The sequence below is a fragment of the Streptococcus sp. 27098_8_103 genome (assembly GCF_041432345.1).
Classification (GTDB): domain Bacteria; phylum Bacillota; class Bacilli; order Lactobacillales; family Streptococcaceae; genus Streptococcus; species Streptococcus mitis_BV.
Genome location: NZ_JAPVZK010000040.1, coordinates 1 through 12,525, shown reverse-complemented (window position 1 = coordinate 12,525; position 12,525 = coordinate 1). Strand labels below are relative to the sequence as shown.

At 42.0% G+C, this 12,525-nt stretch carries 11 protein-coding genes; 8 read left to right on the top strand and 3 right to left on the bottom strand.

The genetic code is table 11. The annotated features are described in order from the left end of the window. Positions 1–26: 26 nt before the first annotated feature. Positions 27–740 (bottom strand): 16S rRNA (guanine(527)-N(7))-methyltransferase RsmG, encoded by a 714-nt coding sequence (gene rsmG, locus O3599_RS09285; RefSeq protein ID WP_247939868.1) that lies wholly within the window; start codon positions 738–740, stop codon positions 27–29. A gap of 93 nt (positions 741–833) precedes the next feature. On the opposite strand from rsmG, the gene O3599_RS09280 reads away from it, so the two are divergent. Together O3599_RS09280 and htpX are read left to right on the top strand one after the other, a co-directional pair. After that, positions 834–1,394 (top strand): LemA family protein, encoded by a 561-nt coding sequence (locus tag O3599_RS09280; RefSeq protein ID WP_000219823.1) that lies wholly within the window; start codon positions 834–836, stop codon positions 1,392–1,394. A gap of 1 nt (position 1,395) precedes the next feature. Next, on the top strand, positions 1,396–2,295 hold the full coding sequence (gene htpX / locus O3599_RS09275; RefSeq protein ID WP_000895765.1) for a zinc metalloprotease HtpX: 900 nt from the start codon (positions 1,396–1,398) through the stop codon (positions 2,293–2,295). A gap of 151 nt (positions 2,296–2,446) precedes the next feature. Here the strand turns inward: htpX and O3599_RS09270 are convergent, their stop codons facing one another. Together O3599_RS09270 and O3599_RS09265 are read right to left on the bottom strand one after the other, a co-directional pair. Further along, the gene (locus tag O3599_RS09270; protein WP_247939867.1) at positions 2,447–3,973 is read right to left on the bottom strand and encodes an ATP-binding cassette domain-containing protein; all 1,527 of its coding nucleotides are present in this window, start codon (positions 3,971–3,973) and stop codon (positions 2,447–2,449) included. Positions 3,974–4,396: 423 nt separating this feature from the next. Beyond that, complete coding sequence (locus O3599_RS09265; protein ID WP_004256665.1) at positions 4,397–4,726, bottom strand: hypothetical protein; 330 nt, start codon at positions 4,724–4,726, stop codon at positions 4,397–4,399. Positions 4,727–4,894: 168 nt separating this feature from the next. Here O3599_RS09265 and O3599_RS09260 point away from each other — a divergent pair, with 168 nt between their 5' ends. The 6 genes from O3599_RS09260 (at position 4,895) to carB (ending at position 12,504) form a co-directional block, all read left to right on the top strand. Beyond that, positions 4,895–5,437 carry a DUF177 domain-containing protein gene (locus O3599_RS09260; RefSeq protein WP_247939866.1) on the top strand — a complete coding sequence of 181 codons (543 nt, stop codon included), beginning with the start codon at positions 4,895–4,897 and terminating at the stop codon, positions 5,435–5,437. Continuing rightward, on the top strand, positions 5,437–6,066 hold the full coding sequence (nth, locus tag O3599_RS09255) for an endonuclease III (protein WP_000244443.1): 630 nt from the start codon (positions 5,437–5,439) through the stop codon (positions 6,064–6,066). Before O3599_RS09260 ends, nth begins: the two co-directional genes overlap by 1 nt. A gap of 221 nt (positions 6,067–6,287) precedes the next feature. Further along, the gene (pyrR, locus tag O3599_RS09250) at positions 6,288–6,809 is read left to right on the top strand and encodes a bifunctional pyr operon transcriptional regulator/uracil phosphoribosyltransferase PyrR (protein WP_000644747.1); all 522 of its coding nucleotides are present in this window, start codon (positions 6,288–6,290) and stop codon (positions 6,807–6,809) included. Positions 6,810–6,827: 18 nt separating this feature from the next. Further along, a complete protein-coding gene (locus O3599_RS09245) occupies positions 6,828–7,751 on the top strand; it encodes an aspartate carbamoyltransferase catalytic subunit (protein ID WP_004260121.1) in 924 nt (307 codons plus the stop codon). Positions 7,752–7,800: 49 nt separating this feature from the next. Next, complete coding sequence (locus O3599_RS09240; RefSeq protein WP_000166853.1) at positions 7,801–8,880, top strand: carbamoyl phosphate synthase small subunit; 1,080 nt, start codon at positions 7,801–7,803, stop codon at positions 8,878–8,880. Positions 8,881–9,327: 447 nt separating this feature from the next. After that, positions 9,328–12,504, top strand: coding sequence for a carbamoyl-phosphate synthase large subunit (gene carB, locus O3599_RS09235; RefSeq protein WP_247939865.1), 3,177 nt, complete (start codon positions 9,328–9,330; stop codon positions 12,502–12,504). Positions 12,505–12,525 lie beyond the last annotated feature (21 nt).

Below are 12,525 nucleotides of genomic sequence, written 5' to 3'. Positions count from 1 at the left end.
TTTGTAAACATTTTTTACTAAAAAATTTAAAGCGGACGTTTGTTGGGCATACCAGCCTTACGTGGATATTTATTTGGTGTTTCTTTTTTCTTTTCTACCACTGTGATGTAGCGCGGATCTCCATTAGGTAGAGCGTAGCTGAGATTGTCTTCTACTTTACTAAAAAGGAGGTTGAGGGCATTCTTAGCTTCTAATAACTCATCAGGCGCATTGCTGGCTTTGAGTGCCAATAGTTTTCCGCCAACTTTAAGGTAGGGGATAGTCAATTCAGACAAGACCTGCATACGGGCAACCGCACGAGCTGTTACAAAATCATATTGAGCACGGAAGTTCTTGTCTTGTGCAAAATCTTCGGCACGTCCATGGTAGAAATGAACACCATCCAAATCCAGTTCTTGAGCCAAAAGTTGCAGGAAGTTGATACGCTTATTGAGTGAATCAATGATAGTTACATCTAACTGAGGATAGAGAATTTTCATCGGTAGACTAGGAAATCCTGCCCCGGCCCCGATATCAAGCAGTTTGATAGTTTCATTAGGAATCAAACCTTGAAGGATGGGTGCAATCGAATCGTAAAAATGTTTGAGATAAACTTCATCCTTGTCTGTAATAGCTGTTAGATTGATTTTTTCATTCCACTCGACCAAGAGTTCAAAATAACGTTCAAATTGTTTTTTTTGCTGGTCCGAAAGTGGAAGATTCTGCTCGGCAAGCAGGTTGTAAAATGTTTCTGGTTTCATAGTTATTTCCTTCTTTAGTATTATCTTATTTTACCACAATCATTAAAAATTTGATATACTGGTACTAATCTAAAAGTAGAAAGGACTTATATAATGACTTGGATTATTCTTGGAGTTATCGCTCTTATTGTTATTTTTGTAATTGTTAGCTATAACGGTTTGGTTAAGAATCGTATGCAAACAAAGGAGGCTTGGAGTCAGATTGATGTTCAGTTGAAACGTCGAAATGATCTCTTGCCAAACTTGATTGAGACTGTAAAAGGTTATGCCAAATATGAAGGTTCTACCCTTGAAAAGGTGGCAGAACTGCGTAACCAAGTGGCAGCAGCGACTTCACCAGCAGAAGCTATGAAAGCTAGTGATGCCCTCACTCGTCAGGTTTCAGGTATTTTTGCAGTTGCAGAAAGCTATCCAGATTTGAAAGCTAGTGCCAACTTTGTTAAATTGCAAGAGGAGTTGACAAACACAGAAAATAAAATTTCTTACTCCCGTCAACTCTACAACAGTGTTGTCAGCAACTACAATGTAAAATTAGAAACTTTCCCAAGCAATATTATCGCTGGAATGTTTGGATTTAAAGCAGCAGATTTCCTTCAAACACCAGAAGAGGAAAAGTCAGTTCCTAAAGTTGATTTTAGCGGTTTAGGTGACTAAGATGTTGTTTGATCAAATTGCAAGCAATAAACGAAGAACCTGGATTTTATTGTTGGTATTTTTCCTACTCTTAGCTCTTGTTGGCTATGCGGTTGGCTACCTCTTTATGCGATCTGGGCTTGGTGGTTTGGTTATCGCACTGATTATCGGCTTTATCTATGCCTTGTCCATGATTTTTCAATCGACAGAGATCGTCATGTCCATGAATGGAGCGCGTGAGGTGGATGAACAAACGGCACCAGACCTCTACCATGTAGTGGAAGATATGGCTATGGTGGCTCAGATTCCTATGCCTCGTGTTTTCATCATTGATGATCCAGCCTTAAATGCCTTTGCGACAGGTTCTAACCCTCAAAACGCAGCGGTTGCTGCGACGTCAGGTCTCCTAGCTATCATGAATCGTGAAGAACTAGAAGCTGTTATGGGACATGAAGTCAGTCATATTCGTAATTACGATATCCGTATTTCGACTATTGCTGTTGCCCTTGCTAGTGCTATCACCATGCTTTCTAGTATGGCCGGTCGTATGATGTGGTGGGGTGGAGCAGGTCGCAGACGAAGTGATGATGACCGAGATGGAAATGGCTTAGAAATCATTATGCTCGTAGTTTCTCTACTAGCTATTGTGCTGGCACCTCTTGCTGCCACCTTGGTACAACTAGCTATTTCTCGTCAGAGGGAATTCCTTGCTGATGCTTCCAGTGTCGAGTTGACTCGTAATCCTCAAGGGATGATTAATGCTCTATGTAAGTTGGATAATAGTAAACCGATGAGTCGTCCTGTCGATGATGCCAGCAGTGCACTTTATATCAATGATCCCAAGAAAGGGGGAGGGTTCCAAAAACTCTTTTATACCCACCCACCTATCTCAGAACGGATTGAACGTTTAAAACATATGTGAAATGAAGGCTGGGAAAAAGTCTTTAAAATCTTAAAAACGCATAATATCAGGTGTGCAAAAAACTTGATATTATGCGTTTTATTATGGGAAGATTTACTTCCTTTTCTCCTAAAATTGTGTTTTTGCCCCACCTATCTGCTATGTTGCAAATTTATAAATTGTCTAAATTAACTACATCCAAACCGTGTTCTGTTAAGCGATAGATGCTTGAACAGACCTCTTTTAAGAAACGACGGTCATGCGAAACAGTGATGAGACCACCAGGATAAGTGGCAAAGAGTTTTCTGAGTTCGGGTTGAGAAGTTGGAGAAAAGTTTCGTGTGGGTTCATCTAGCAGGAGAAAGTCTGGTTTGCGCAAGACTAAATCCAAAAGCAGAAGTTTCCCCTGTTGCCCGCCAGATAAGGAGCGAATTTGATGCTGCATTTCTTGATAACTGAAATTGAGACTGGCTAAGCGAGATTGGATTTTCTGCAGTTCCTCTTTTTCCCCAGTTTTGCTGAGATAGGCGATTGGGGATAACTCCAATTGCAGTTTTTGCTGGTAATCTTGTGGCATAAAACCAAGGGAAATCTCTTTTTTATCATTAAGAAGTTGCTGTAACTTGGCTAGCAGAGTTGATTTACCAACACCATTTTGGCCGATGATACCGATTTTTTCTTGGCCACGGACAGTTAGTTGTAGTTTTTGAACCAAAACTCGGCCGCCAATGGCCAAATTTTCCTTTTCCAGTTGGATTAAGACTTTAGAGGCCGGTAATGGTTGGATATCTGAGAAGAAAAGTCTGATTTCTTCCTCTTCAAGTGGCTTTTGGGTCATGGACTGAGCTGCCCTTTCGTAGCGTTTTTCTTGTGAGAGGACAGTTTTCATCTTTTTAGCCAATAGGCGACCGGCAGTACTGTCTTTGGTAGCTCGAAGCGTAGTTTCTACATTTTGCTTGACTCGCCGATGTTTTTCCATGGTTTTATCGTAGGCTCTTTGGTCGTTAGCAGCTTGCTGGCTTTGTCTGACAAAATTAGCCTTTCTCTGCTCACTATAGCGATCATAGTCTAAATGCTCTACTAGCGTTTCTGCTTCTTTCCGGTGCTTGACCAGTCGCAAGTGGACAATGGTATCAGCCGTTTCAGAAAGAAAGTCTTCATCATGGGAAATGAAAATAACGGTTTGCTGAATCTTTCGAATCTGACCTTTTAGCCAATCAACCGTCTCAAGGTCTAGGTCATTTGAAGGTTCATCTAAAAATAAAATCTCAAAGGGTTTGGCTAACTCATGGATGAGCTGAATTTTCAAAGCTTCGCCACCGGAGAGGCTCCCGATCTCTTGGTCGCTTGCGAAACGATCACTATCAAAATGCAACTCTTCAGCTAAGCGATAAAGGATACTGTAGTCTAAATCAATAGAATCTAAAAAGAAGTAGTCGTGTAGAGATTGTTTTTTCAGCTCCTCGGGGACTTTTTGAGGAATATAGGCCAGTGACTGATAGTCAGACTGGACGTCTCCCCTGATAGTGAAATCAGACAAATATTCCCCCATTAAAGTTTTAAGTAAGGTTGATTTGCCATTTCCTTCCTCTCCAATAATAGCTACTTTTTCCCCGTCTTGGATGGTCATGCTTAGGTCAGAGACAAGATCTCGTAAATCTTTGTTTTGTGTGATGGTCAGGTGATTGATTTTTATCATATGATTGCCCTTTCTAGAATGTCCAATAGTGCATAACAAAAAGCTCTACTTTACCTAGTAGAGCCAAAGTTTATGTCAAAAAACTCTATTAATACTCTTCGAAAATCTCTTCAAACCACGTCAGCGTCGCCTTACCGTAGATATATGTAACTGACTTCGTCAGTCTTATCTACAACCTCAAAGCAGTGCTTTGAGCAACCTGCAGCTAGCTTCCTAGTTTGCTCTTTGATTTTCATTGAGTATAAAATGCCAGAAAAAGAGCATAAAAGAGTACACAAAAAGAGACAAAAACAAGATCTACTAAATAAAGGTTCTTTATTTGATAGACTTAGTTGTTCATGTCTCCCTTACCTCCGAGTATTAGTATCTCTATACTATACCTTTCAGGATATTTTGTCAACAGAAAACTGACAATTCTAATCTCTAAAATCCGAAAACAGGTCCATAAAGAGTTAGTACGTGTTTGACATGCTCGTAATGGAACTTGTCATAGTTCCGCCAAGCGGTACGTGCTTGATCGTTTAGTTTTAGGCTACCAAGGCCTATCAGAAGACTGGTACGTTGGTAAAATTTCTCAAGGTCGATTAAAATACTGTTGTCCAACTTTTCCGCTTTTTTGAGCTCTTTTATGGTAGTGTTTAGCAGATCTTGCAGTCGAATATCATCTGCAGTACCCTGTTTGCAGATTTGGAAACTTTTATTTAACTCGGATAGGAGTTGGGTTGCATTAGTAATGAGTTCTTTGTCTTCCATGTGAGCATCCTCCTTGCTCTGATGTATTATTGCCTATAGTATAGCACTAAAAAACAAAAATGTCATATTAAATATGTTAAAAAATCGAATTTTAATTATAAAGTTTGGTGGGCTGATTTGTAGGCTTTTCATGGTATAATCAAGAGAGTAAATCTTTATGGAGGAAGTATGAAATTAAATATTCAAGAAATTCGTAAGCAGTCTGAAGGCTTGCATTTTGAACAAAGTTTAGACCTAGCCGCAGACCTGCGTGCACGCAATCAAGAAATTTTAGATGTAAAAGATATCCTTGCAGTTGGGAAAGTACAGTACGAAGACAGTATGTATTTCTTAGATTATCAACTATCTTATACTATTGTTCTTGCTTCAAGTCGCAGTATGGAGCCAGTTGAGTTGGCTGAATCTTATCCAGTCACAGAAGTTTTCATGGAAGGCGCAACCAACCAGCTAGATCAGGAAGTTTTAGACGATGATTTGGTCTTGCCTATCAAAAATGGAGAACTTGACCTTGCTGAGAGCGTGTCAGACAATATCCTACTAAACATTCCTATTAAGGTTTTGACGGCTGAAGAAGAAGCTGGTAAAGGTTTTGTGTCAGGAAATGACTGGCAAATCATGACAGAGGAAGAATACCAAGCCCAACAGGCAGTTAAGAAAGAAGAAAACAGTCCTTTTGCTGGCTTACAAGGACTATTTGATGGAGACGAATAATGGTTTTGTCAAAAAAACGCGCACGAAAGGTGTTAGAAGAAATCATTGCTCTTTTTCCAGATGCCAAGCCTAGTCTTGATTTCACCAATCATTTTGAACTCTTGGTTGCGGTCATGTTGTCAGCTCAGACAACAGATGCAGCGGTAAATAAGGCTACACCAGGTCTCTTTGCTGCCTTTCCAACGCCACAAGCCATGTCTGTAGCGACAGAGAGTGAAATTGCTTCACACATTTCTCGCCTGGGATTGTATCGGAATAAGGCTAAATTCCTTAAAAAATGTGCCCAACAGTTACTAGACGATTTTGACGGTCAAGTTCCTCAAACACGTGAGGAATTGGAGAGTTTGGCAGGTGTTGGTCGCAAGACAGCCAATGTTGTCATGAGTGTTGGTTTTGGGATTCCAGCCTTTGCAGTGGATACTCATGTAGAGCGTATTTGCAAACACCACGATATTGTCAAAAAATCAGCGACACCGCTTGAGGTGGAAAAGCGGGTCATGGATATCTTGCCACCGGAGCAGTGGTTAGCTGCCCATCAGGCCATGATTTATTTTGGAAGAGCTATTTGTCATCCTAAAAATCCAGAGTGTGACCAGTACCCACAGTTATATGACTTTAGCAATTTATAAGCAATTTATAAGATGGGGTTTCAAAAGTTTTTGCTTGATTTTAAGCATGCTTTGTGCTATAGTATTTGATAACTAAATATTCCTTTAAACCTGTCCCGTGAGGCAGGCAAGGAGAACGATTAAGTAGTAGGGTGAAGTCTATACTGTTTGCAGTAGGGCTCGCTTGGCTATACATTTCAAGTCTCCTTGTTTAAGGAGACTTTTCTTTTTGGAGGTTTGTCATGAAGGCAAAAGAAGTTGTAGACGAATTGACTGTCAAACGAGCGATTACGCGTATTACTTATGAGATTATCGAACGCAACAAAGATTTGAATAAAATCGTCTTGGCTGGTATTAAAACTCGTGGTGTCTTTATCGCCCACCGAATCCAAGAACGTTTGGAGCAACTAGAAAATCTTTCAGTTCCTGTTGTGGAATTGGATACTAAACCTTTCCGTGATGATGTAAAAAGTGGAGAAGATACTTCTTTGGTTTCTGTTGATGTGACAGACCGCGAAGTTATCTTGGTGGATGATGTGCTCTATACAGGTCGTACCATCCGTGCTGCTATTGATAATATTGTAGGTCATGGTCGTCCTGCGCGCGTGAGTTTAGCAGTTCTAGTCGATCGTGGACATAGAGAATTGCCAATCCGTCCAGATTACGTTGGGAAAAATATCCCTACTAGTCGTTCTGAAGAAATCATCGTAGAGATGGCAGAACTTGATGGCCAAGACAGAGTTCTGATTACTGAAGAAGCTTAGAAAGCTAAAGGAGTAGCCATGTCAGAAAATCAACAAGCATTGAACCATGTGGTGTCCATGGAAGATCTCACTGTCGATCAAGTGATGAAATTGATCAAGCGAGGAATTGAGTTTAAAAACGGAGCTCAGCTTCCTTATGAAGACCATCCGATTGTTTCCAATCTTTTCTTTGAGGATTCTACACGGACGCATAAGTCCTTTGAAGTGGCAGAGATTAAATTGGGATTGGAACGACTTGACTTTGATGTGAAGACTAGTTCGGTCAATAAGGGTGAAACACTTTATGATACTATCCTGACCCTATCTGCACTAGGAGTGGATGTCTGTGTGATTCGCCACCCAGAGGTTGACTACTACAGAGAGTTGATTGCTAGTCCGACGATTACGACTTCCATTATCAATGGTGGAGATGGTTCGGGACAACACCCTAGCCAAAGCTTGCTGGATTTGATGACTATTTATGAGGAATTTGGTCACTTTGAGGGGCTCAAGGTTGCGATTGCAGGTGACTTGGACCACTCACGCGTTGCCAAATCCAATATGCAGATTTTGAAACGCTTGGGAGCTGAACTTTACTTTGCTGGACCTGAGGAATGGAGAAGTCAAGAGTTTGCAGACTATGGACAGTTTGTAACTATTGATGAAATCATTGATCAGGTGGATGTCATGATGTTTCTACGTGTGCAACATGAACGCCATGATAGTGGAGCTGTCTTTTCAAAAGAAGACTACCATGCCCAACATGGCTTGACTCAAGAACGTTACGACCGTTTGAAAGAAACAGCAATCCTTATGCACCCAGCTCCAGTCAATCGTGATGTAGAAATCGCAGATCACTTGGTTGAAGCACCAAAATCACGGATTGTCCAACAAATGACCAATGGTGTCTTTGTTCGAATGGCAATCTTAGAATCCGTACTGGCGAGTAGAAACGCCAACTAAAACACAAGACGTTAAAAGACGCCAGTGAGCGTCCACGAGAGGTGAAAATATGACAAAAAGACTTCTAGTATTAGAAGATGGCACAGTTTTTGAAGGCAAGGCCTTCGGAGCAGATATTGATGTAACAGGCGAAATCGTCTTTAATACAGGTATGACCGGCTACCAAGAATCCATTACAGACCAGTCTTACAATGGACAGATCTTGACCTTTACTTATCCTTTGGTAGGAAATTATGGAATTAACCGTGATGATTACGAATCCATTATTCCAACTTGTAAGGGAGTTGTTGTTTTCGAAGAAGCACGTAGAGCAAGCAACTGGCGCAACCAAATGACCTTGGATGAATTTTTGAAAGCCAAGAAAATTCCAGGTATTTCAGGAATTGATACACGTGCTCTTACCAAGATTATCCGTAAGCATGGTACTATGCGTGCAACCTTGACCCATGTTGGGGACAGCATGGACCATGTGACTGACCAGCTCCAAGCAACAGTCTTGCCGACAGACAATATCAAGCAGGTTTCTACTAAAACTTCCTATCCAGCACCAGGAGTTGGTTTGAGTGTTGTTTTAGTGGACTTTGGTCTCAAGCACTCAATCCTACGTGAACTTTCTAAACGCAACTGTAACGTGACGGTTGTTCCTTATTCGACAACGGCTGAAGAAATTCTCCATCTTAATCCTGACGGAGTTATGTTGTCAAACGGTCCAGGTAACCCAGAAGATGTTCCACAGGCACTGGATATGATTCGTGGTGTGCAAGGAAAAATTCCAATCTTTGGTATTTGTATGGGGCATCAACTCTTTGCTATGGCAAACGGGGCTAAGACTTACAAGATGAAGTTTGGTCACCGTGGCTTTAACCATGCAGTACGTGAAATTGCAACAGGACGAGTAGACTTCACCAGCCAGAACCATGGTTATGCAGTTAGTCGTGAAGATTTGCCAGAGCATTTGATTATCACCCATGAAGAAATCAATGATAAGTCAGTGGAAGGTGTGCGTCACAGATACCAACCTGCTTTCTCTGTCCAATACCATCCAGATGCAGCCCCTGGTCCACACGACGCTAGCTACCTATTTGATGAGTTTATCGAGATGATGGAAGCTTTTAAACAATCAAACTAAGAACGAGTAAAAGCTCGTCGGAGAATTTATGTAACTGAACACGGACGGAAAGCTCGGAATTTAGAGAAACCAATTTGGATTGTCAATCCTTCCTTGGTTTCCTAAAATTCAATCGCTTTCTATTCGTCCTTTGTATCTTATTTAATGTCGCCCTGAGAGGCGACGAATAGAAAGGCAGGTCGTTTCTTTTAGTCGCTATCAGGCGAACTAAAAACTCCCTGCACTAGATTTTTTACCGAAAAGTATCGTTTCGCTAAAAAATCGTCGGAGAATTTATTTAATGTCGCTCTGTGAGGCGACGAATAGAAAGGAGAAGATACATTGTTCGCGGAAGTGAACACGCCCTAAGAACTGTGTGAAAAAGATAAACATCGTCTTGACGCTGAAGGCGTCTGCACCGAGTTTCCTATTTTCACTGTGTTCTTTACGGGCTTTGTATCATAAACTATGCCTAAACGTACTGATATTCAAAAAATTATGGTGATTGGTTCTGGTCCGATTATTATTGGTCAGGCTGCTGAGTTTGACTACGCTGGGACCCAGGCTTGCTTGTCGTTGAAAGAGGAAGGTTATGAGGTTGTATTGGTTAACTCAAACCCTGCCACCATCATGACGGACAAAGAAATTGCTGACAAGGTTTATATTGAACCGATTACACTTGAGTTTATGACACGTATTCTTCGTAAGGAACGTCCAGATGCCTTGCTACCAACACTCGGTGGTCAGACAGGTCTCAACATGGCCATGGAATTATCTAAAAATGGTATCCTTGATGAGCTTGGTGTTGAGCTTCTGGGAACTAAATTATCTGCCATCGACCAAGCGGAGGACCGTGATCTCTTTAAACAGTTGATGGAAGAGCTCAACCAACCCATTCCAGAATCTGAAATTGTCAACACAGTCGAAGAAGCAGTTACCTTTGCAGCAACAATTGGTTACCCAGTCATCGTCCGTCCAGCCTTTACACTTGGTGGTACTGGTGGTGGAATGTGTGCTAATGAGGAAGAATTGCGTGAAATCGCTGAAAATGGATTGAAATTGTCACCTGTGACCCAATGTTTGATTGAACGTTCGATTGCAGGTTTCAAGGAAATCGAATACGAAGTTATGCGTGACTCAGCTGACAATGCTTTGGTTGTTTGTAACATGGAAAACTTTGACCCAGTTGGGATTCATACAGGAGATTCCATTGTATTTGCCCCTGCTCAAACCATGTCAGACTATGAAAACCAAATGCTTCGTGACGCTAGCTTGAGCATTATTCGTGCCCTCAAGATTGAAGGTGGATGTAACGTTCAGTTGGCCCTTGACCCACACAGCTTCAAGTACTATGTCATTGAAGTAAACCCTCGTGTATCGCGTTCTTCAGCCCTTGCTTCAAAGGCGACAGGTTACCCAATTGCCAAATTGGCTGCTAAGATTGCCGTAGGTTTGACCTTAGATGAGGTGATCAACCCAGTTACAGGTTCAACCTATGCCATGTTTGAGCCAGCCCTTGACTATGTGGTTGCCAAGATTCCGCGTTTCCCATTTGACAAGTTTGAAAAGGGTGAGCGCCGTCTTGGTACCCAGATGAAGGCGACTGGGGAAGTAATGGCGATTGGTCGTAACATCGAGGAATCTCTCCTTAAAGCTTGTCGCTCCCTTGAAATTGGTGTGCACCACAATGAAATGCCTGAACTTGCAGCGGTTTCGGATGATGCCTTGATTGAAAAAGTTGTCAAAGCCCAGGATGACCGTCTCTTCTATGTGTCAGAAGCTATTCGCCGTGGTTACACACCAGAAGAAATTGCTGAATTGACTAAGATTGATATCTTCTATCTGGATAAACTCTTGCATATCTTTGAAATTGAGCAAGAATTAGGTGCCCATCCACAAGATCTAGAAGTCTTGAAAACAGCAAAACTAAATGGTTTCTCAGACCGTAAGATTGCTGAACTATGGGAAACGACAGCTGACCAAGTTCGCCAGCTTCGTTTGGAAAGCAAGATTGTTCCAGTTTATAAGATGGTAGATACTTGTGCGGCAGAATTTGACTCTGAAACACCATACTTCTATTCAACCTATGGTTGGGAAAACGAGTCTATCAAGTCTGATAAGGAATCTGTACTTGTCCTAGGTTCTGGTCCAATCCGTATCGGTCAAGGGGTCGAGTTTGACTATGCAACGGTTCACTCTGTTAAGGCTATCCAAGCTGCTGGCTACGAAGCTATCATCATGAACTCAAATCCAGAGACCGTATCTACAGACTTCTCGGTATCTGATAAACTCTACTTTGAACCATTGACTTTTGAAGATGTGATGAACGTCATCGACTTGGAGCAACCAAAGGGTGTTATCGTTCAGTTCGGTGGTCAAACAGCCATCAACCTTGCGGAGCCATTGGCGAAAGCAGGTGTGACCATCCTTGGGACACAGGTTGCTGACCTAGACCGAGCTGAGGACCGTGACCTCTTTGAGCAAGCTCTTAAAGATTTGGATATTCCACAGCCACCAGGACAAACGGCTACCAATGAAGAAGAAGCAGTTCTTGCAGCTCGAAAGATTGGCTTCCCAGTTCTTGTCCGTCCATCTTATGTACTTGGTGGACGTGCTATGGAAATCGTTGAAAACGAAGAAGACCTTCGTTCTTACATGCGCACAGCGGTTAAGGCTAGTCCTGACCATCCAGTCCTTGTAGACTCTTATATCGTTGGACAAGAGTGTGAAGTTGATGCCATTTCAGACGGAGAAAATGTCCTTATCCCTGGTATCATGGAGCATATCGAACGTGCTGGTGTCCACTCAGGTGACTCAATGGCCGTTTACCCACCACAAACCTTGTCGCAAAAGGTTCAGGAAACTATAGCAGACTATACGAAACGTCTAGCAATCGGCCTTAATTGCCTTGGAATGATGAACATCCAGTTTGTTATCAAGGATGAAAAAGTCTACGTTATTGAGGTCAATCCACGTGCCAGCCGTACGGTTCCATTCCTTTCTAAAGTGACCAATATCCCTATGGCTCAGGTAGCTACTAAGCTCATTCTTGGTCAAAAACTTGAAGAACTTGGTTACGAAGATGGACTTTACCCTGAAAGCACCCGCGTTCATATCAAGGCACCTGTCTTCTCCTTCACAAAACTAGCTAAGGTAGACAGTTTGCTCGGTCCTGAAATGAAGTCAACAGGTGAAGTTATGGGTTCTGATACGACTTTGGAAAAAGCTCTCTATAAAGCCTTTGAAGCTTCTTACCTGCATTTGCCAACTTTTGGTAACGTTGTATTTACCATCGCTGATGATGCAAAAGAAGAAGCCTTGGACTTAGCTCGTCGTTTCCAAAATATTGGCTATGGAATCCTCGCGACAGAAGGGACAGCAGCCTTCTTTGCCAGTCATGGATTGCAAGCCCAACCTGTTGGTAAGATTGGTGATGACGATAAGGATATTCCAAGCTTTGTTCGTAAAGGAAGAATTCAAGCTATCATTAATACAGTTGGAACAAAACGAACTGCTGACGAAGATGGAGAGCAAATTCGCCGTTCAGCTATTGAACACGGAGTGCCCCTCTTCACAGCCCTAGATACAGCTAACGCCATGCTCAAAGTATTGGAAAGCCGTAGTTTTGTCACAGAAGCGATTTAAATAGAAAAAAGAGAAGGTATA